The sequence below is a fragment of the uncultured Chloroflexus sp. genome, assembly GCF_938091255.1.
Lineage (GTDB): Bacteria > Chloroflexota > Chloroflexia > Chloroflexales > Chloroflexaceae > Chloroflexus.
Genome location: NZ_CALLJH010000014.1, coordinates 50,165 through 71,173, shown reverse-complemented (window position 1 = coordinate 71,173; position 21,009 = coordinate 50,165). Strand labels below are relative to the sequence as shown.

Genomic DNA, 21,009 nt, shown 5'->3' with positions numbered 1-21,009 from the left:
CATACACAAAGGTTTAATTAACCAGTCAACCAAACCCTGCTCTGAGCTTCATCGCCATATTTGCCAGCGTTTATGAACGCCATTCGCTCAAGCATTCAACTCAAAATCCTGCTGCTGCTGCTCGGTCTTGCCTTACCACCGCTGATTATCGTCGGCTGGCTCGGACTGAGCAGTTTGAATATTGCCCGTGAAACGGCGGTAGTCGAGGGCACGAATGGTCTACGCCAACAGGCCACCTCCAGCTTGCGCCAGCGCGCCGCCGACAAAGCGCAGTTGTACGATACGGCGTTGATGAGCGTGCAGCAACAAGTCGAGACAGTGGCCGGGTACGCACTCGATCGTTATAATGTGCCGGTCATCGCCTTCAGCAGCGACCGGGTATGGATCGCGCCGCGCCCCACCGATGACTTGCTGCGCCAATACGCCAATCAAGCAGCCTACGTGCGCCAGATGATCCCCCTCCTGCGTGAAATGGTTGCGAAGAATCCACTCGTCAACATTGGGTACATTGCGCTGGAAGAGGGTGGGATCCTCGCGTTTGACAACGAAGCGGTCATTGACCAACTACTGACGCTCGAAGCGTTCGACCCGCGGGTGCGCCCGTGGTATCGCAAAGCGCGTGACGCCGGCGCAACGGTGTGGACGGAACCATACGTTGATGCCAATACCGGTTTGCTCGCCACAACCTGCGCCAGCCCGCTCTACGACCGGCAGGGCCGGTTTATCGGGGTGGTAGCGTTCGATCTCCTGCTCAAGACCATCCAGCAAGACCTCCTTACTGTTGATGTTGGTTCAAGCGGATATGCGTTGCTGATTAATGCCGACGGCGATGTGATCGTGCGCCCAGATATGCGAGCTAATGTGCGGTGGGATCAACCGTACCGCACCGAGAATCTGCTCGAGTCAACCAATACCGATCTGCGCGCTGTGGCTGAAATGATGGTTGGCCGCCAATCGGGGGTGCAATTGATCCAAGAGCAGGATCAGGCGAGCTATGTCGCCTTCGCGCCGATCACCACTGCCGGCTGGAGCGTAGCTCTGATCATTCCCGCGAATGAAATTGACGCCCCTGCGATCACCGTCGGCCAGCGCCTCAGCGAGAGCCAGAGCCGGCTGTGGAACCAATTAGTGGCTGTGTTGCTGATGATCATTGTCACCATCAGCATGCTTGGCCTCTTGCTTTCGCTCTCGTTCACCAACCGGATCAGCGTGCTGCGCGAGGGTGTGCAAGCGGTAGCCGGCGGCGATCTGACTCAACGCCTTCCCGCTGCGGGTAGCGATGAGATTGGGCAGTTGGTCGATGCCTTTAACCGCATGACCGACACTTTGCAAAGCAAGATTGCCGAACTCGAAGAAAACGCGCGCCAATTGGCCACCCTGAATGCCGTCTCGAACGAACTGAAAGGCATTCTCTCGTGGCCCGTCTTGCTCGAAACGATCCCTAAGGCCGTGCGCGAACGATTTGGCTTCGATCGGGCCGTGCTCTATCTGGTTGACGGCGAAGTCCTGCGCGCGGTCAGCGCCTCATTCGGCCCCGGCAACGAGTTGCAAGCGCAGCAGTTTCTGGCGGTGGCAAACGCGAAACCGCTGCGGCTCGATGGCAATAGCGTCGAAGCTGATGTGGTGCGCAGCCGGAAGGCGATAATCGTTGATAATCCATGGGAGAATCCTTGGGTTGATCAGACCAAGCAGGCTGCTTCGGCCAGCCGGTCGTATGTGCAAGCCCCTATCTTCGGGCGCAACGATGCGGTGATCGGGATCATTTCCGCCGATTACAAACTGAGTCAGCGTCCGGTGCAGACCCGCGACGCCGCGCAATTGCTGATGTTTGCCAGCATGGTCGGCCTGACGATTGAGAACGTACAACTGTACAACGACCTCGAACAACAAGTAGCGCAACGTACTGAAGAGCTGCGCGCTGCGCTCGAACGGGCGCAACTCGCCGACCGGCGCAAGAGCGATTTCCTCGCCAGTATCAGTCATGAATTACGCACGCCGCTGAACGCGATCATCGGCTTTTCGACCGTCTTGCTCGACGATACCGACCAACCGTTGACGCCGACCCAACGCGAAGATGTGCAGAGTATCAATCGCAATGGGCGGTTCTTGTTGCACTTGATCAACGAACTGCTTGATCTGGCACGCATTGAAGCCGGTCACCTAAATCTTGAAATTAGCCCAGTTGATCTGCAACAGGTGGCCGGTGAAGTGTGTGACACGGTGCAGACACTGTTGCGCAACCGTCCGGTTACGCTGCGCAACGCCTTACCGGCGACGCTGCCTAAGGTAGCGGCTGATAGTGACCGGTTGCGCCAGATTCTGTTTAATTTACTCTCGAATGCGATCAAATTTACCGAACGTGGTACTATTACAGTAAGCGCGCAAATGTATGATGAGGTCAATGGCGATGGTAAAATTGAGCGGTACGTGGCGGTAAGCGTCTCTGACACCGGCATCGGTATTCCGCTCGAGCGGCAACAAGATATCTTTGGCGAGTTTGTGCAGATCCATGGCCGGCGTTCACGCCTCGGTGGCACAGGGCTAGGGTTGGCGATTACCCGCAAGCTGGTGCTAGCCCAAGGCGGCCGGATCTGGGTTGACAGCACACCGGGTATTGGGTCAACGTTCACCTTCACCTTACCCGTTGCCCAATCAGCGTTGCTTGCTGCGCCGGTTAGGGCCAATGTCGTCATGTCATGAGCCAACCAGCACAGATCTTATACATCGAAGATAATCCTGATAATCAACGTCTGGTGCAGCGGGTGCTCAGCGCTCGCGGCTATCAGGTAGTGATTGCTGAAGACGGGCCAAACGGGTTGGCGCTCGCCCGTACAAGCCATCCGACGCTCGTGCTTGTCGATCTCGGCATTCCCGGCCTCGATGGCTACGAAACGACCACGCGCCTACGCTCGCTGCCGCATTTGCGTGGCGTGCCGATTATTGCCTTGACCGCTGATGCATCGCCGGGCTCGCGCGAGCGGGCCTTGGTCGCGGGGTGCGATGGCTATTTGAGCAAGCCGATCGATGCCCGTGCACTGCCGGCCCAAATCGCCGAATTCATCGAGGGGCGGCGCGAACGATTGCCGGAAACGATGGAGACGGCGCTGCTGCGGTCGTATAACCAAAAACTGGTTGAGCGGCTAGAGGCGCGGGTACGGGAGTTGACAATCGCCAATGCCCAACTGCAAGACCTCGACCGGCTTAAAGATCAGTTCCTCGCCACCCTCTCGCACGAATTGCGCACCCCGCTTACCTCGCTGCTTGGTTATCTCGAACTCTTCGATCGCGGCATGCTTGGCCCGCTCAACCCGCAACAAGAAGAAGCGGTGCGCGTGATGCGGCGCAGCGGCGAGATTTTGGCGCGTCAGCTCAACAATTTGCTCTACTTTCAAGAGATCCGCAGCCGCGCGCTCAACTTTGTGGCCTTGCAGCCGCTTGATGTGCTGCGTCCGCTGATCGCGATGTTCCGTGAACGAGCAGCGCAGGCGCAGTTGCAGTTCGATGTGGCACTCTCGGATATCCAACCGATTGAGGTTGATCGATCAGCATTTGAGCATTTAGTGCGCAACTTGCTGGATAATGCCTTCCAGTACAACAAACCGGGTGGGAAGGTGTGCTTCATTGTGCGCGATGAGCCGACCCGCTTGATTATGCGGGTAGAGGATACTGGGATCGGGATCGCGCCCACCGAACACGAAAAGATCTTTCTCCCCTTCTATCAGGTTGATCATTCGTTGGCCCGCGGCCATCCCGGCAGCGGACTTGGGTTGGCGATTGTGCGCCATATCGTCGAAGCGCACGGTGGCCAAATCGCGTTGCGCAGCGCGCCGGGTGAGGGCAGCGCGTTCACCGTCGCCATCCCGCGCCGGTCGGTAGGGGTATAGCACCGTTATGCCCCTACGTCAGCAAATTGCAATTGGTAGAGCCGGTAGTAGTAGCCACGCCGAGCCAATAGCTCGTCGTGGGTGCCATCTTCGACCACCCGCCCCTTGTGCAGCACGATAATCCGATCCACGTGGCGGATGGTGCTAAGGCGGTGGGCAATAATGATACTGGTACGGTTGCGCATCAAGCGAGCCAAGGCCGCTTGAATCAACGCCTCGGTTTCGGTATCAACACTGCTGGTCGCTTCATCGAGAATCAGCAACACTTCAGGGTTAAACGCAATCGCGCGGGCAAAGGCGAGCAACTGGCGCTGGCCGATCGAGAGATTCGCACCACGTTCACGCACTTCGTACTCGTACCCGCCGGGCAGCCGTTCAATGAAGCGGTGCGCACCGACCAGCTCGGCGGCGGCGCGCACCTGCTCATCGCTGATCGCGTTGTTGTGCAGGCGAATATTGCTGGCAATTGTCCCGCTGAAACAGATCGGGTCTTGGGGCACGGCGGCGATATGGCGGCGCAACTCGGTTTGTGCGAGCTCGCGAATGTCGATGCCGTCGAGCATAATGCTCCCGGCTTGCACATCGTAGAAACGCGCCAGCAGGCCAACCAGCGAACTCTTGCCGGCGCCGGTCGCGCCGACGATTGCGACCGATTGGCCGGCAGGAATATGTAAGTTGATCCCGCGCAGCACCGGTTCCGCCGGATCGTAGCCGAACACCACATTGCGCAGCTCGATTTCGCCGCGCACCGGCGTGGGCAGCGCACGGGGATGGGCCGGATCGCGCACTTCGGCTTGAGTATCAAGGACGGCAAAGATACGCTCGGCGGAAGCCATCGCCGATTGCAGGATGGTATACCGCTCAGCGAGATTGCGAATCGGCTGAAACGCGCGCTCAAGGTACTGGATAAAGGCCGCCAGCATACCAAGCGATGCCCAACCGGCCAGTACGCCGTTGCCGCCGCCCCACAGCAGCGCCGCAGTGCCGATCGCCGCTAGCAAGTTGACCGAGGGGATAAAGATGGCAAAGATCAAGACTGAGCGAATGTTGGCTTGCATATAATCGTCGCTCAGACGGGCAAACGCAACGCGACTGCGCCCTTCACCGTTAAAGAGCTGCGTCACAAGCATGCCGCTGATCTGTTCACTGAGGAAAGCGTTGATTCGGGCCAATCGCTGCCGCACCAGCCGGTAGGCCGAGCGCATCAACCGCTGGTAGATCGCAACGATCACCACCAGCACCGGCAAGGTGGCGATGCTGATCAAGGCCAACCGCCAATTGAGCACAAACATCACCACGATAATGCCAATCAAGGTGAGCAGATCAGCCACGATCATCACTACCCCTTGGGTGAGAAACTCGTTGAGCGCATCGACATCGTTCGTGATGCGGGTGATCAAGCGGCCCACCGGGTTGCGGTTAAAGAACGACAGGCTCATGTGCTGAATGTGGCGAAAAATTGCCACCCGCAAGTCTTTCATCACCTGCTGACCAACGCTGTTGATAAAGTAGGAATGGCTATAACGAAAGGCGAAATTAGCCAACAGTGCGCTAAGAAAAGCGACGAAATAGGGCCAGACGCCATCAACCGCACCGGCGCTGATTGGGCCGTCAATCGCCTGCTGAACGAGCAACGGTGGCAGCAGATCGGTCAAAATCGCACCGATCAACAACCCAATGGCAACGCTCAACCGGCCCCAGTACGGGATCACGTAACCGGCCAAGCGGCGCACCAGTCGGCCATCGTAGGCTTTGCCAAGGATGGTATCGTCATCAAACCCGTGTGACATGAGCAACTCCGATATGTATTTCGTAGTCGTAAGGATACAGCGGCACTGTATCCCTACTCTTCGCGTTCGAGTTCAGCGGCGAGCAACTCACGGCGATACATTGCGGCGTAGCGACCGTTCAGCGCCAACAACGCCTGATGCGAACCCTGTTCAACAATCCGGCCCTCATCGAGCACAATAATCTGATCGGCGTCGCGCACGGTGGCGATCCGTTGGGCGATGATAATGGTGGTGCGTCCGGCCATCTCGGCGCGCAAATCGGCCAGAATTTGGGCCGCAGTATGGGTATCGACACTGCTCAGCGCATCGTCAAGAATGAGAATACGCGGATCGCGCATCAGAGCACGGGCAATCGCTACCCGCTGCTTTTGGCCACCCGACAACGTCACGCCACGTTCACCAACCATCGTCTCCAAGCCGCCGGGAAACTGGTCGAGATCGTTTACAAGGCGCGACACGGTAATCACGTGTTCCAGCCGGGCAGGATCGATCGTCTCGACGCCGAAGCCAACATTCTCGCGCAGTGGGATGCTGAACAGAAAACTCTCTTGTAGCACATAACCAATCATGCGGCGCAAAGCGGCCAGATCCAACTCACGCACATCAACACCATCAACCAACACCTGACCCACATCTGGATCCCGTACCCGGCCTAGCAGATGTACCAGCGTCGTCTTGCCGGCACCGGTCGCGCCGACGATGGCCAGCGTTTTGCCGGCAGGCACGGTAAACGACAGATCGCGCAATAACCAGCGATCGGCGGAGTGATCGGCGCGAATGCCCACCTTGCGGAACTCGATCGCGCCATGACCGGCGGGCTGGCGCGGCGCAGGAGGCGACGCAATCGTCGGTTGGCGACGTAACACCTCACCGAGCCGTTCGAGCGAGGCGATCGCCTGCTGCGACAGATTGACCATCCAACCCAGAATGATCATCGGGAAGGCCAGCAGCGCCAAATAGGCATTAAACTGCACCAACTCGCCGATCGTCAACGTCCCGGCAGCCACCATCCGCCCGCCCACCAACAAGATCAGCGCGGCAATCAGGCCAAGGCAAAGGGTCATTGCCGGCCACAACAGGCCAGAGAGCAGCACATAGCGCAGATTAAGATCGCGGTACCGTTCGTTATCGGCAGTAAAGACGGCAACTTCAGCCTCTTCTTGGGCAAAGGCTTTAATCGTGCGAATGCCGGCAAAATTCTCTTGGGCGCGGGTTGACAGCACCCCAAACTGATCTTGCACCCGGTGAAAGATCTGGCGCATACGGCTGCCAATCGCGACAAAGACAACAGTCGCGATCGGCAACAGCAAGATAACAATCAACGCCAGCAATGGTTGGACAACCAGCATCAGCACCGCCGCGGCCAGAAAGGTCAGCAACGCCGTCGCCGCGCCATTGAGGCCGGGGCCGAGAAACTGGCGCACGGCGCTGAGATCGTTGGTCATACGAGCCATCAAATCGCCAGTGTAGTGCTGATGGTAAAACGCCTGATCAAGACTGAGCAAGCGGTCAAACAGATCGGCGCGCAGATCGTTCTCGATGTAGTACGAAGTGACGGCAATCAACATCCGTTGGGCGAATTTCATCACTCCATCGACAACAGCCAGACCAATCAACGCACCGCCGAACCAAAGCAACTGCTGCGAGGAGAGATGGCCACTGGCGACACTATCCACCGCTATGCGCAAGACAAGCGGAGCAAGCGCGCTTACCGCTGCGCCGAGCGCGGCAACCAGCCCGCCGAGCAGCAGCCGGCGGCGGTAACGGCGCAGATAAGGAAACAGCAGGCGCAGATGAGTCATAGCAACTCCTGACAAAGCAAATATCGCCCTTGCAGTATAAAAGATTGCCAACCGGGTGTCGTCAGTCGCAAGGTGGAAGCGAGTTGCGCTACGCCACGCAAATCGCAACCTACAATTGTCTTTTTTCTTAAAAGCAACGGATTGACATTTTTCGTTGACTTCTATATAATTTAAGCAACACACCACTGATGCATGGTCTTCACCAAACGCCGCTGAAGGGCGCAGAGGAGAGCGGAAGCGTTGTGGAAGACTGGCCGGGTGTCAAAGGAAGTCGTGTTGGTAGCAGAAAAGTGGAGGTTCGCCCATGCGCGACGATGACGATCTGGTTCCACCGAAATGGCGTTCTCTGTTCAACAACCAAGACTGGCTGTTGCATGACATCGTGGTGAAGTCGTTCTACGGCTTCGGCGCCATCGCGGTGGTCGCGCACTTGCTGGTCTATCTGTGGAAGCCGTGGCTCCCCTAAGCAATGGCCTATAGTGTGAGGAGGAACAATTCATGCAGCCTCGCAGCCCGGTGCGGACGAATATCGTCATTTTCACCATTCTCGGTTTTGTGGTAGCGTTGCTCATTCACTTCATCGTGCTGAGCAGCCCAGAGTACAACTGGCTGTCGGATTCAGGCGGCGCTCTGTTGCTGAGCACAGCGCGTGCGCTGTTCGGGATCTGATCGATGGCGGGCCGGCCACGGCTCGCGTGAGACGGCAACCGCCAGCAGAGACGCTGCTGGCGGTTGTTGTTCGTAAGCAGCAAGGAATCTACGCTTTTTTTGCACATAGATAAAAAATTGACCTTCTGAACCAATTCGTGTATACTTAAGATCAGGCACGAAGTGACAGGCGGCGTAGCCCTTCCGCCGCGATCTCACGTTTGCATCGGCGCCGGCATCGCCGGGCAGCCGATCTGGAGCAGGAGAGACCCATGCAATCGTCACGACCAAGTGATCGGCAATTGGCGATCGTTGTCTCGGTGGCGGTGGGAATTATTGTTGCAGTCATTACCACAGCCACCTTCTGGTGGGTCTACGATCTGACATTGGGCCGCGCACAACGGGTAGCGGCACAATTAGCGGGCGTACGCTGGAGTCCGAGCGACGGCATTAAGGTAATCACAGAATCGCAACCAGTTACCCCCACCGATGGGCGGCAGAATTGGTTGGGCCAGCAAGCATGGACGGAAGGTGTACAAGCTGGCCAAGCTTGGGTCCAGCAGTATCCTAACACCGTAAACGTACAGGTGCTGGTCGGCATGAGTTCAGCGCAGATCTGGACGTACATGCAACAGTATGTATCTGGCGCGCTTGGTGTAGGCTGCCAATATTGCCACAACATTAACAACTTTGCTAGCGATGAGTATCCTCAAAAGATAGCAGCGCGCAACATGCTGCGGCTCGTTCGTGATGTCAACGCCGAGTTTATTGTCAATTTGCCCAACTGGAAGGGCAACTACGTGCAGTGCGCCACCTGCCATAACAATGCACCCAACAATCTTGAGAGCTTTGGCGCACAGTTTATCAATTCGGTTCCACCGATTAAGGTAACGGTTGATCCGCTCGATGCAAACGGCCAAGCGATCCTTGATCCCGCGCTCAAACCGGAAGCCATCCGTGATCAGGTGCTGCTCAAGGATGCGGTTCTTTACTACATCTATAACTATCAGGTCTGGAAACCGTTCGATCCGGCAGTTCCCGACAGCGGACGAGGATCGCTGGCGTTGACCTACGATGGCGGCCGAACGCAGGATCAGGTGACGATCAACCAGAACGTGATGAATTATCAATCTTGGTCGCTCGGAGTCGGTTGTACCTTCTGCCACAATTCGCGCAACTTTGTTGCCTATGAGCTGAATCCGGCCGGCGATAATGTGCTTAATCCGGCCTACGCTTACAACAAGTTGAAGGCGCAGCGCATGCTGTTGCTGACCACATGGCTGGCTGAAAATTGGACGAAGTATGGCGCGATCGGCAAGCCGGAAGTGCCAACTGGCCGCGACGCTGCCAGCCGCTATTCGTACCAACGGCTTGGCGACGGGCAGGTTTACAATGTGCCCGGCTGCTATACCTGCCACCGCGGCAACAGTATTCCGCTGGCCTCGATCAATCAAGCAGACATTCCCAACAACGATGCTGGCGTGGTGATTTTGCCACCGCAGATCCGCGGACGTTGACAGTATGTGCCGGGGGCATTGGTAAGCTCCCGGCGATCCTACTTCGCGATGGGTTGACGCGAAGACGCAACGGCGCACAAGTTGCGCATGCTGGCTACTGCTGGTATGCAAGCTACGGTATTGGTGATCGACATCGCTAGCCGCGGCTTCTGAACTAGAGAGCACTCGTTATGAGCGACATGAGCGACCGCACCGGATTGAATCCTCCACCGTCGCTGCCACTAACTGATCAGCCCCAACCGCGCTATGCGTGGTTCACCCGTTCCATCCAATTAATGAAGCCGGTCACGTGGTTTGCACCGACGTGGGCGTTTATGTGCGGCGCGATTGCGAGCGGCGCGCTCGGATGGAACGAGTCGATCGGGCGCTTGCTGCTCGGTATGTTTATGGCTGGGCCGGTGTTGTGTGGCTTGTCGCAGGTCGTGAATGATTATGCCGACCGCGAGGTCGATGCGATTAACGAGCCACACCGGTTGATCCCCTCGGGCAAAGTCTCGCTGCGCCATGTCTATATTCTGACTGCCATCTTGACGTGGATCGGGGCAAGCATTGCGCTCTTCCTTGGCCGGAACGTGGCGTTCTTTGTCGCTCTCGGCTTGATCTTTGCGCTGGCCTATAGCCTGCGCCCGGTGCGCGGCAAGCGAAATGGCTGGATCGGGAACGCACTGGTGGCGATCTCATACGAAGGGTTAGCATGGATGGCTGGGCATGCCGCGTTTGCTCCGCTGACCGGTGAGAGCGTAACGATTGCGCTGCTCTATTCGCTCGGCGCGCACGGGATTATGACAGTCAATGATTTCAAGAGCATCAAAGGCGATACCCTGATGGGTATCCGCTCGATTCCGGTGCAGTATGGCAAGGTGATGGCGGCGCGCATGGTGGTGACGACGATGGGCGTAGCCCAGATCGCGGTGATTGGGTTGCTCTACCATTGGGGTCACCCGGTGGCAGCTACCGTGGTCTTGATCTTGCTGGCGGCACAAAGCATTCCGAACGCGCGCTTTATCCGTGATCCCGAAAACAATGAGGTCTTTTTCAACGCCACCGCGATTATGCTCTACGTCTGGGGCATGTTGGCGGCGGCGATCGGTCTGGCGGCGTGATGGGCGTAAGCCCCTAGAAGTGTGATGTTGATGGCACCACGAGTTCTCGTCGTTGGCGCATCGGTCGGCGGAGCGACCGCAGCAATTACGCTGCGGTCGTTCGGTATTGAAACCATCATGATCGAGAAGGAGTTGGTGAAGGCTAAACCATGCGGCGGCGCAGTGCCGCCGGCAGCCTTTCACGAATTTGATTTACCAACCAGCTTGATCGACCGCAAGGTGCGCCAGTGTCTGATTGTATCCCCCTCTGGTCAAGAGACTCACGTGCCGGTGGCGGGGACGGTTCCGAGTGACGATGATTATGTCGCGATGGTGCGGCGCGAGGTGTTCGATAGCTTTTTGCGCCAGCGCGCCCAAGAACGCGGCGCTGAACTGATCCACGCCCAGTTGACCGGTTTGCGGGTTGACCGGCGCGGGGTAGAGGCGACGTACCGTACCCCAACGGGCCACGAGGGTTCGGTGTGGGCCGACGTCGTGATCGGGGCCGACGGCGCGTACTCGCCAACGGCTAAATTCCTTGGCCTGCCCAACTTGCCGCGGGCAGTGGCAATGCAAGAGCGAATTAAGTTGCCGCCCGACAAGATGGCGCGCTGGGAAGAGACGGCTGACCTGTACCTTGGCCGCGAAGTCAGCCCCGACCTGTACGCATGGGCTTTCCCCAAACGCGACCACATCGCAGTCGGCATTGGCGCTGGCCCCGGCCACGGCTCAGCAGCCAAGCAGTTGCTGGCCAATCTCAAACGGCGGCTGGGCCCGGCCCTCGATGGCGGGCAGGTGATTCTGCGCGAGGCCCACGCCCTGCCGATGGAACCGCGCCCACATATGGCTTTTGACCGGGCAATGCTGATTGGCGACGCGGCCGGACTAGTGGTGCATACCTCTGGTGAAGGCATCTATTGGGCAATGAAGAGCGGGCAGATGGCGGCGCAAACGCTGGCCGAGTATCTCGATGTGCCGAGCGCGGCCAATTTGCGCCACTACGAACGGCGCTGGTGGAAGCAGTACGGCACGATGTACCGCTTCCTGCGCTTTTTGCAGATCTGGGGCTATGGCAACGAGCGGCAGATGGAGGTCTTTACCGAAATGTGCCGCAATTACGATGTGCAACGACTCACCTTCGACAGCTATATGCACAAGAAGATGGCCCCGGCGCCGTGGCTGGCCCAGTTGCGCATGACCGCCGAGATTATTGCCAGCGAGGTGCGCAATTATGTCCGCCCACGCACACCGTTACGCGAACAGCTCGGTTTGATGGTGGTTGAAAAGGCACGGGCCATGGCGGCTGACGAGGCGATAGCGGCCAATTCAGCCAAATAGCGCGCTACCATCTCGCTACCGCCGAACAGGCAAGGTAGCGCGATTTTTTCATTGGGCGCGTGCAGGTTGTCGTCGGGTAGGCCAAAACCGGTGATGATTAACGGCGCGCACAGGTATGTCTGAAATGTCGCCGCAATCGGCAAGGTGCCACCGTCAATGGTAAACGTTGCCGGATTGTCAAAGGCGGCGGTGAAGGCATCTGAAGCGGCTTGTACAGCGGGGTGGCGATAATCAACCAGCACCGGATGCGAGGTGCTCAGCACTTCAACGCTTAACGTGACGCTCGGTGGCGCGAGCCGCTGCAAAAACGCATGCACGAGTTCGGCAATCTCATGCGGGGCTTGCAGGGGAACCAGTCGCATTGAGAGCTTGGCTGTCGCTTGGGCTGGATCACCGTCTTCTTCCCCGGCCCGGTAAAGCCGCCGCCAATGCCGTGAATGTCGAGCGTCGGGCGGATGCTGGCCCGTTCGAGCACGGCACATTCGGTCTCGCCAGACAATGCCGGCGTGCCGGTCAACGCCAGCCATGCCTGCTCGCTCACCGGCAGTTGGGTGATCAATGCGCATTCGGCGTCATCAACCTCACGAACGTTGTGGTAAAAGCCGGACACTAACACGCGCCCCGTGTCACCGTCTTGCAGAGCAGTCAGTAGGCGCACCAGTACATTGAATGGATTGTCTACCACCCCGCCAAAGGTACCCGAATGGAGATCGGTCGCCAGTCTGCGCATGGTCACTTCGAGATAGCAGTTGCCGCGCGTGCCGTAAAGAATGAGCGGCTATTGCGGGCTGAGCATCATCGAGTCGACGAACAGAACGGCATCACAATGCAGCCGCCCGGCAGCCGCAACGACAAAGTGGTGGAGCGCGGTGCTGGAAACTTCCTCTTCGCCTTCGATGAGCAGCTTAACGTTGACCGGCAACCGGCCACTCGTTTGCAACCACGCTACGAGCGCGGCCATCACGGCCATCACCTGCCCTTTATTGTCAGAGGCGCTGCAGGCGTAGAGGTCATCGCCGATGATGATTGGGGTGAAAGGCGGCGTGCGCCATTCGGCGAGAGGATCGGCGGGCTGAACGTCGTAATGGCCGTAGATGAGCAGAGTTGGCACCGCCTCAGCGCCAAGTCATTCGCCGTAGACAGTGGGTAGACCACCCTCAGCTATGATCTCAGTGTAGCGCATGCCAATCTGGCGGAGATAGGCGGCTAGCTATTCGGCGGCCTGCACTATATCGGCCTGATGAGCCGGATCTAGGCTCACGCTGGGAATGCTGAGGAATGCGCACAGCGCCTCAACGTTGGCGAGCACGGTGTTCGGCGAGATAGGCGAGAGCGGCAGGTAACGCGGTCACTGTGCTTCTCCTCTCAGGTACTCAACAATACTGCTCGGTTGGCTGGGAGCGTTAATCACGTTGATGATCGCCAGCAACCCGCTCGCGAAGACGCGGCAGAGGGTGGGAGCGAGCTGATCAAGCTGGCGCACCAGCTCACCATACCCGCCCAAGGAGCAGACCAATTCGCCGTAGCCGGTGAGGCGAGCGTCGTGCTGGCCATCGCCTATTCAACCCAACGTGGCTATTGCGCATACAGAGGCAACAACTGCTTAAAGGCAGCCACGCGGGCCGGATCAGCGAGATCGAGCCGGATTCCGGCTGGATCGAGCGGGCCACCGATAACATAGCCGGAGAGGATCCACGTAAGGCTGTGGATGATGAGGCGAAGATTGGGAACAGCCGGCGCGATCGCGCTGGCAGTCTGCGCTCGTTGCCACAGATCGAGCGCCAGCGTAGAGAGCGGCAGCGAAACCTCAACCTCAATCGTCGCCAACGAGTCGTCTTGTTGCAGCCACCGCTGTAACCAAAAACGGCGCAATTCAAGGTAGGGCAAGGACAGATCGACGAGGGCATCAATGATGAACACGTGTTCGCGCTTGACCAAGCGACCCAAGACGGCGCGATACCGATCGAATGTACTACCGCAATGACTATGAATTGGCACGACCGAGCGACTGGTGGCAGTTGCTAGTGTTCGCATCGAGATGCAATGATAACCATCACCGGCAAGCAGCGCGGTCGCCGCAGCCATCATCCGCCCGGCGCTGCTCTCAATTGGGTTCAACGTCTGCCATTGCTGAGCATCTCCGGGCAGGATAAACGATAACGCAAGACCACACTACGTCACGCTAGCCCAACCACGCCTCCCGCAACAGGCGCTCATCCGGCGATGACAGCATGCCAGCGTGAACGTTCGTTCGTTGCTTCCGCACCATTGCGTTGCGCCATGTCATCAATCGTTCGATGGAATGATGTTAGTATGAAGAGCAGGCAGGGGCGCGTCAAGAGGCGATACCTGAGAAATGCCACAGGCATACAGCAGCGCTATACGCCTGTGGTTTACGCTCACTTACGACTGAGATTTACGGTTGCGCCACTTGCAACGTACCCGACATCCCGGCGGTAAAGTGGCCTTCGATGCCGCAGAGAAATTGATATTGGCCGATCTGTTCAGGTGCGGTGAACGTAACCGTTGTCGTTTCACCGGGTTTCACTTCAATTTCCCAATAGATATTTTCTTCATCCTCATCACCAAAATTCTCGCCAACGTTTGTACCATATTTCATAATTACAAATTCATGCTCTATTGCACCTTTATTAGTAATGTTGAGAGTAATCTCTTTCCCCGGCGGAATAATGAAGGTGTTTGGTTCATACTTATAATCGGTCATAACAACATCGATCACCGTTGCCGGCGCTTGGCGACGGCCACAAGCGGTCAGCGAAATCATCGCGAGCACTAACGCGAGCAACACCAGCCAGCCTTTGTTCATTGTCCTCTCCTTGAGAAAACGATGCCAATCATTGGCGTCAATTGTGGAGGTTACGGTAATCGTCAATCCGACCTTTGAAACCCGTGATCAATTTAGCGAGGGCATAGATATTCCTCACCGCACAGTGATCCTGTCCCTCCTTGCTAGGTAGCGACTGGGGTGAATCGCATGCAAAATTCGATGAAAGAACATCATCCTTCATCGCTTAGGAATGGTTGCCCCTCATTCCCTACACAGCATATTTGGTTTTCCTCATCAGGAACCGATATAGTGAATATACATCAATCCATTCCGATTGTCAAGTGTTATCTTAATATACAAATATCTGAATATATCAAAACAATTTCATATCGTAACCACCGGCCAGCAACAGGGCGCGCGTCCGTCTGTCATTGCGAGGAAGCGGCGGCCCCCAGCCGCGCTGAGGAGCACTCGACCGCAGCGATCTCCCTCTTCAGGGGAATGGGTCGCTGTGCGGATATACCCCATCCTCGCGGGAGATTGCCTCGCTACAGGGCAGGGCTGCGCGCTGCCCTCGTAGCGAAGCATGACAGCGGGGGAGCGGGGGCACACAATGACAGAATTCAACGCGAAGAGCGCAACGCCACGGAGTTTATCCGGGGCGTCGCGCCCTGCCCCTCTTATCGGATCAGCGCAACGTCATACCTCATCACCAAGGAAGGGGTACAACATCCGACCGGTCAGATCGTTATGGCTACCGATGGCGTAGGGTGGCCGGTAATCTTCCAGCACGCGGATGTAGTTCGCCCGCTCGAAAGCTGCCGGTTCGGCGACCGCGCGCTGGCTCATACTACCGCGCAACTGCTCGATCGACTCGTATTCGTGTTCGGTCAGCCACAACTCTATATCGCGCAGCACGTTGCGCACAATATCAGGGGCGCGCCCGCGCAGCAACGCCGAGGCCATGGTGGCTACGCTCGCCCCCGCCATCAATCCTTTGAGGGCATCGATAGCGCTATGCACGCCGCTGCTAATAGCGAACTCGACCGGAATGCGCCCGTAGAGCAGCGCAATCCAGCGCAAGGGCAAGCGTAGATCGCCTGACGTGCTCAGTTGCAGATTGGGCCGCACCGAGAGCTGTTCAAGGTCAAGATCAGGCTGGTAAAAGCGGTTGAACAGCACCAGTGCATTCGCGCCGGCCTCCATCAAGCGCCACGCAAAATTGGGGAGGGCGGTGAAGTAGGGACCAATCTTCACCGCCAGCGGGATGCTGATCTCGGCGCGCACCGCGCGCACCAGCTCGATGTAGATGTTTTCGAGTTCGGAGCTGGTGATGTTGGTGTCAATCGGCAAAAAATAGATATTCAGTTCGAGAGCATCAGCCCCGGCCTCTTGGATGAGACGCGCGTAATGCACCCAGCCACCTACCGAAACGCCATTGAGGCTCCCGATCACCGGAATGCTCAGCGCCTTCTTCAAGGCCACGACCTGCTCGAGATAGCGTTCAGGACCAACACTGTACACACCGTGTTCGGGTAAGTAGCTGAGCGCCTCGGCGAAACTCTCGGCCCCATGGCTGAGCATCCGATCGAGTTCGAGACTGTTGTGAATGATCTGCTCTTCAAAGAGCGAATACATCACGATCGCGCCCAACCCGGCCTCTTCGAGCTGGCGAGCCAACTCGACATCACGGCTAACAGGTGATGCGGCAGCGACCAGCGGCGATCGGAGCCGCATCCCCAGATACGTGGTACTCAGATCGATCATCGCAGCCCCTCCTTCGTCTCGACAGCCAGCTCATTGGCCATCCATTGCAGATGCGCCCACTTCAGCGCCACTTGCCGGCGCAAGCTATTGAGCAATTGCTCGTAGCGGGCCGGGTTGGCTTGTTGCAGCATCTGGAAGCGACCCTCGCCGCGCACATAGATTTCGGGATCGATGCTAGGGGCCTTCGAGTCGATGGTCAGCGGCGAACCTTCATGAATTGCCGGGTTGTAGCGGTAGAGCGGCCAAATGCCCGATTCAACCGCCAACCGCTGCTGTTCAAGCCCGCGGCGCAGGTCGTAGCCATGGGCAATGCAGTGGCTGTAGGCAATGATCAGCGAAACGCCGGGATAGGCTTCGGCCTCTTGGAAGGCGCGCAAGGTTTGCACATCGTCAGCGCCAAACGCAACCCGCGCTACGTAGACATCGCCATAAGTCATTGCAATCTGGGCCAAATCTTTCTTGACCCCGCCTTTACCGCTGGCGGCAAACTTAGCCACTGCGCCAGTTGGCGTTGATTTGCTGGCCTGCCCGCCGGTATTGGAATAGACCTCGGTATCGAGCACGAGAATATTGACATCGCGGCCAGAAGCAAATACGTGGTCGAGACCGCCGAAACCGATGTCGTAGGCCCAGCCGTCGCCACCAACGATCCAGATGCTGCGTTTGATGAGGACATCGGCCAGCGCCAACAGGTCGCGCATCTGAGCCGCTTCGGGCAGGTTATCGGCCAGCAGCTCACGCAGGCGCTGTTTGAGGATCGCCACCCGCTCGCGCTGCTCGCGGATACCGGCTTCGGTATGCTGATCGGCGCGGAGCAGGTCTTCAACAAACTCGGCGCCAAGAGTGGGGCGCAGCCGGTTGAGCAGCATACGGGCATGTTCAAGCTGCTGGTCAATGCTGAGCCGCATACCAAGACCAAACTCAGCGTTATCCTCAAACAGCGAGTTACACCACGCCGGCCCACGTCCATCGGCATTGACCGTCCACGGTGTAGTCGGCAAATTGCCACCGTAGATCGACGAACAACCGGTGGCGTTCGCGATAATCGCCCGGTCGCCAAAGAGCTGGCTGAGCAACTTGAGGTAGGGTGTCTCGCCGCAGCCGGCGCACGCGCCGGAGAATTCCATCAACGGCACGAACAACTGGGTGTGCTTGACGCTGCCCGCCGGAATGAGGGTGCGATCGACATCAGGCAGGCTGAGGAAGAAATCCCAATAAGCGGCTTCGCGGGCGCGAATGGGCGGTTGCGGCTGCATATTGATCGCCTTGCGCCCCACCGCGCGTTTATCTTTGACCGGGCACGCCTCGACACAGAGACCACAGCCGGTGCAATCTTCAGGCGCGACTTGCAACGTATAGCGCTGACCGGGAAACTCTTTGAAGCGAGCTGGTGCGCTCTGGAAACCTTCGGGAGCGCCAGCCAGCGCCTCTTCGGGATACACTTTCGCTCGAATGGTCGCGTGCGGACAAACGAAGACGCACTTGTTGCACTGGATGCAGATATTCGGATCCCAGACCGGTATCTCAAGCGCAATATTGCGCTTCTCCCACTTGGTCGTACCGGTGGGGAAGGAGCCATCGATCGGGATGGCGCTCACCGGCAGCTCATCGCCGCGACCGGCGATCATCATGCCAAGCACGTCACGCACAAACTCCGGCGCATTGGACGAAACTGGCGGGCGCATCGGCAAGCCGTTGTCTTCGCTTGGTGGCGGGATTGGCACCTCGTAGAGCCGGTCGAGGGTGCGATCAACGGCGGCCCAGTTTTGCTTGACGACCGCCTCGCCGCGACGGCCATACGTCTTCTTGATCGACTGCTTGATGGCCGCAATCGCGTCTTCGCGCGGCAGCACACCGCTGATCGCGAAGAAGCAGGTCTGCATCACTGTATTAATGCGCCCACGCATGCCGACTTCATTCGCTACTGCGGTCGCGTCGATCACATAGAAGCGCAGATTGAGTTCGCGGATCTTGCGTTGCACGACGGTCGGCAACTGATGCCAGACCTGATCAGGGCCGTAGGGGCTATTGAGCAAAAAGACGCCATTGGGTGCAGCGTATTGCAACACATCAAACCGCTCGAGGAAACTGAAATGATGGCAAGCGACGAACTGAGCTTGACCCTTGCCGATCAGGTATGGCGTCGCCAGCGGCGAGGGACCAAAACGTAGGTGCGAGATCGTCACCGATCCTGACTTCTTCGAGTCGTAGACGAAGTAGCCTTGGGCATAGCGTTCGGCCTCGCCTTCGCTGCTATCGCCGATAATTTTGATGCTATTCTTATTCGCACCGACAGTGCCATCAGCGCCGAGTCCCCAGAAGACACAACGCACCGTACCGGGAGGATCGATGCAGAGGTCGGGATCGTAGCTGAGACTGCTATGGGTCACATCGTCGTTGATACCAACGGTAAACCGCTCTTTGGGCTGCTCTTTGGCCAGCTCGGCGAAGACGGCGGCTGCCATCCCCGGCGTAAACTCCTTCGACGACAACCCGTAACGTCCACCGATTATCGTGATCGGCTGCCCACGCAGCGCATACACCACATCAAGCAAGAGCGGCTCGCCGGAAGCGCCGGGTTCTTTGGTACGGTCGAGCACGGCAATCGCCTTCACAGTCGGCGGCAACACGGCGCGGAAGGCCTCAGCAGCAAAGGGCCGGAAGAGACGCACCTGCACCACACCCACCTTCTCGCCCTGCTGGTTGAGATAGAAGGCGGTCTCGCGAGCAGTTTCACCGCCCGAACCCATCACCACGATCACCCGCTCGGCATCGGGGGCGCCGAAGTAGTCAAACAGGTGATAACGGCGACCGGTGATTTCGGCGAAGCGATCCATCTGGGTTTGCACCACGCTGGGGAAGGCATTGATAATGGGCTGGATGCGCTCGCGGGCCTGAAACGCGACATCGGGATTCTGAGCTGAACCACGCAAGACCGGATGTTCGGGCGAGAGGGCATGGGCGCGTTGCTCATGCACCCACTCATCTTTGATCATCGCCCGGATTTCCGCTTCTTCGAGCAACGTAATCGAGTTCACCTCGTGCGACGTGCGGAAGCCGTCGAAGAAGTGAATCACTGGCAACTTGCCGGCCAACGAGCTCGCATGCGCGATCAGGGCCAAATCCTGCGCCTCCTGCACCGACGCCGAGGCCAGCATGCCAACGCCGGTCATCCGGGCTGCCATCACATCCGATTGATCGCCAAAAATCGACAGCGCCTGCGTGGCAATAGCGCGAGCGGCGACATGAAACACGCCGGGAGTCAACTCGGCGGCCATCTTAAACAGGTTGGGGATCATCAAGAGCAGCCCCTGCGAGGCGGTGAAGGTTGTGATCAGTGCACCCGTCTGCATCGCGCCGTGCAACGCGCCGGCAGCGCCGCCTTCTGACTGCATCTCATATACGGTTGGCACGACTCCCCACAGATTGGTCTTGCCGGCGGCGGCCATTGCATCGGCCTGCTCGCCCATTGGAGTCGAAGGGGTAATCGGATAGATCGCTATCACTTCACTCAGTTGATAGGCAACGTTAGCAACCGCTTCATTGCCATCAAGCGTTACACGCCGTGATCCCATTGCTGCCTCCTTGGCTGTATGCAGGAAAAACACTGCCTGCTCCATTCAGTATAGAAGCAGAGCGGCAACGCTTCAGATGAAACTCAGGCAACCTTCAGTGATAATTGCTTCATTCTGAGACCATTCCGACCGGAAAAGATTCATCGAATTTTTAACTTTAGGGCACCGTTTCTGTCGTTCAGAACGATACGACGTTCTATAATAGGTGCGATTTCGCGCACTACACAAATGGAGTAGCGCATGCAGCGCACAACCCTGATCCTCGAGCGCACCGCCGCTCTGCGGGAGACATTCGGCGTTGAAGCGAGTTGGTGGTCAAGCGCGTTTCTGGCCGATACACAGGCATTAGTGATGCGCATCACCGGCGCTGTCGCCATTGTCACATCAACCATCCACATCACCGCCGAGACCATCGATGGGCCATTCATCGTCATCAGCGGCGACACACCGCACATCCCAGAAACGCGGATCCGCGATACGTTTACCTTGCTCGAGCGCGGATATGATGTGGTGGTCGGGCCATGCGATCGGGGCAGTTGGTACATCTTGGGCCTGCGCCAAGCGAGCCTAGCGACCCACATCCCGCTCAGCGAAGGCGGGTTGCTACCGTGGATTGAACAGATACACCAACGCGGCGTGCGCATCATACAATTGCCGCTCTGGTTCCGGATCGTCCACCCAACTGATCTGGCGACGCTCGCGATCGCGTTACGCACGATGCCGGCTTGGTATGCGCCAGCCACCCGCCATCTGCTCGGCGATAACGAGGGTTCGTTGGCGCGGGAGTGGGGGGCATAGGGGGGTGACAACAGCCATAA

18 protein-coding genes are annotated in these 21,009 nt (G+C 58.0%); 8 read left to right on the top strand and 10 right to left on the bottom strand.

Annotated features, from left to right (window positions below; all coding sequences use genetic code 11):
• Positions 1 to 72: 72 nt before the first annotated feature.
• Both Q1A00_RS06205 and Q1A00_RS06200 read left to right on the top strand, forming a co-directional pair.
• Positions 73 to 2,700, top strand: coding sequence for an ATP-binding protein (locus tag Q1A00_RS06205; RefSeq protein ID WP_298400558.1), 2,628 nt, complete (start codon positions 73 to 75; stop codon positions 2,698 to 2,700).
• A complete protein-coding gene (locus Q1A00_RS06200; RefSeq protein ID WP_298400560.1) occupies positions 2,697 to 3,884 on the top strand; it encodes a hybrid sensor histidine kinase/response regulator in 1,188 nt (395 codons plus the stop codon). Before Q1A00_RS06205 ends, Q1A00_RS06200 begins: the two co-directional genes overlap by 4 nt.
• 5 nt (positions 3,885 to 3,889) lie before the next feature.
• On the opposite strand, the gene Q1A00_RS06195 is transcribed toward Q1A00_RS06200, so the two are convergent.
• Together Q1A00_RS06195 and Q1A00_RS06190 are read right to left on the bottom strand one after the other, a co-directional pair.
• Entirely contained in the window at positions 3,890 to 5,674 is a 1,785-nt protein-coding gene (locus tag Q1A00_RS06195; RefSeq protein ID WP_298400562.1) for an ABC transporter ATP-binding protein, read from the bottom strand.
• Between the two features lie 53 nt (positions 5,675 to 5,727).
• The gene (locus Q1A00_RS06190) at positions 5,728 to 7,476 is read right to left on the bottom strand and encodes an ABC transporter ATP-binding protein (protein WP_299755764.1); all 1,749 of its coding nucleotides are present in this window, start codon (positions 7,474 to 7,476) and stop codon (positions 5,728 to 5,730) included.
• A gap of 304 nt (positions 7,477 to 7,780) precedes the next feature.
• Here Q1A00_RS06190 and pufB point away from each other — a divergent pair, with 304 nt between their 5' ends.
• From pufB to Q1A00_RS06165, 5 genes are all read left to right on the top strand, one after another.
• The gene (gene pufB, locus Q1A00_RS06185) at positions 7,781 to 7,942 is read left to right on the top strand and encodes a light-harvesting antenna LH1, beta subunit (protein ID WP_298400567.1); all 162 of its coding nucleotides are present in this window, start codon (positions 7,781 to 7,783) and stop codon (positions 7,940 to 7,942) included.
• 32 nt (positions 7,943 to 7,974) lie between these two features.
• Positions 7,975 to 8,145, top strand: a complete 171-nt coding sequence (pufA, locus tag Q1A00_RS06180; RefSeq protein WP_015941356.1) for a light-harvesting protein — start codon at positions 7,975 to 7,977, stop codon at positions 8,143 to 8,145.
• Between the two features lie 251 nt (positions 8,146 to 8,396).
• A complete protein-coding gene (gene puf2C, locus Q1A00_RS06175; RefSeq protein ID WP_298400575.1) occupies positions 8,397 to 9,641 on the top strand; it encodes a cytochrome c-554 Puf2C in 1,245 nt (414 codons plus the stop codon).
• Between the two features lie 170 nt (positions 9,642 to 9,811).
• A complete protein-coding gene (chlG, locus tag Q1A00_RS06170) occupies positions 9,812 to 10,744 on the top strand; it encodes a chlorophyll synthase ChlG (RefSeq protein ID WP_298400577.1) in 933 nt (310 codons plus the stop codon).
• A gap of 30 nt (positions 10,745 to 10,774) precedes the next feature.
• Positions 10,775 to 12,061, top strand: a complete 1,287-nt coding sequence (locus tag Q1A00_RS06165) for a geranylgeranyl diphosphate reductase (RefSeq protein WP_298400579.1) — start codon at positions 10,775 to 10,777, stop codon at positions 12,059 to 12,061.
• Here the strand turns inward: Q1A00_RS06165 and Q1A00_RS06160 are convergent.
• The 8 genes from Q1A00_RS06160 to nifJ all read right to left on the bottom strand — a co-directional run bounded on the left by Q1A00_RS06160 (position 11,953) and on the right by nifJ (position 20,191).
• Positions 11,953 to 12,423, bottom strand: a complete 471-nt coding sequence (locus Q1A00_RS06160; RefSeq protein ID WP_298490457.1) for a M20/M25/M40 family metallo-hydrolase — start codon at positions 12,421 to 12,423, stop codon at positions 11,953 to 11,955. The two genes, Q1A00_RS06165 and Q1A00_RS06160, sit on opposite strands and share 109 nt — an antisense overlap.
• Positions 12,333 to 12,791 carry a peptidase dimerization domain-containing protein gene (locus Q1A00_RS06155; RefSeq protein WP_299645215.1) on the bottom strand — a complete coding sequence of 153 codons (459 nt, stop codon included), beginning with the start codon at positions 12,789 to 12,791 and terminating at the stop codon, positions 12,333 to 12,335. Before Q1A00_RS06155 ends, Q1A00_RS06160 begins: the two co-directional genes overlap by 91 nt.
• Positions 12,792 to 12,839: 48 nt before the next feature.
• Entirely contained in the window at positions 12,840 to 13,172 is a 333-nt protein-coding gene (locus Q1A00_RS06150) for a M20/M25/M40 family metallo-hydrolase (RefSeq protein ID WP_299755757.1), read from the bottom strand.
• Positions 13,173 to 13,409: 237 nt separating this feature from the next.
• Positions 13,410 to 13,544 carry a hypothetical protein gene (locus Q1A00_RS06145; protein WP_298400586.1) on the bottom strand — a complete coding sequence of 45 codons (135 nt, stop codon included), beginning with the start codon at positions 13,542 to 13,544 and terminating at the stop codon, positions 13,410 to 13,412.
• A 92-nt stretch (positions 13,545 to 13,636) separates the two neighbouring features.
• Positions 13,637 to 14,179, bottom strand: a complete 543-nt coding sequence (locus tag Q1A00_RS06140) for a TetR/AcrR family transcriptional regulator (RefSeq protein WP_298482249.1) — start codon at positions 14,177 to 14,179, stop codon at positions 13,637 to 13,639.
• A 298-nt stretch (positions 14,180 to 14,477) separates the two neighbouring features.
• The gene (locus tag Q1A00_RS06135) at positions 14,478 to 14,888 is read right to left on the bottom strand and encodes a cupredoxin domain-containing protein (RefSeq protein WP_299755753.1); all 411 of its coding nucleotides are present in this window, start codon (positions 14,886 to 14,888) and stop codon (positions 14,478 to 14,480) included.
• Between the two features lie 660 nt (positions 14,889 to 15,548).
• Complete coding sequence (locus Q1A00_RS06130) at positions 15,549 to 16,616, bottom strand: dihydroorotate dehydrogenase-like protein (protein ID WP_298400592.1); 1,068 nt, start codon at positions 16,614 to 16,616, stop codon at positions 15,549 to 15,551.
• Positions 16,613 to 20,191 carry a pyruvate:ferredoxin (flavodoxin) oxidoreductase gene (nifJ, locus tag Q1A00_RS06125; protein WP_298400594.1) on the bottom strand — a complete coding sequence of 1,193 codons (3,579 nt, stop codon included), beginning with the start codon at positions 20,189 to 20,191 and terminating at the stop codon, positions 16,613 to 16,615. The genes Q1A00_RS06130 and nifJ overlap by 4 nt, the downstream gene beginning before the upstream one ends.
• A 240-nt stretch (positions 20,192 to 20,431) precedes the next feature.
• Here nifJ and Q1A00_RS06120 point away from each other — a divergent pair, with 240 nt between their 5' ends.
• Positions 20,432 to 20,989, top strand: coding sequence for a DUF2064 domain-containing protein (locus Q1A00_RS06120; protein WP_298400596.1), 558 nt, complete (start codon positions 20,432 to 20,434; stop codon positions 20,987 to 20,989).
• Positions 20,990 to 21,009: the final 20 nt, after the last annotated feature.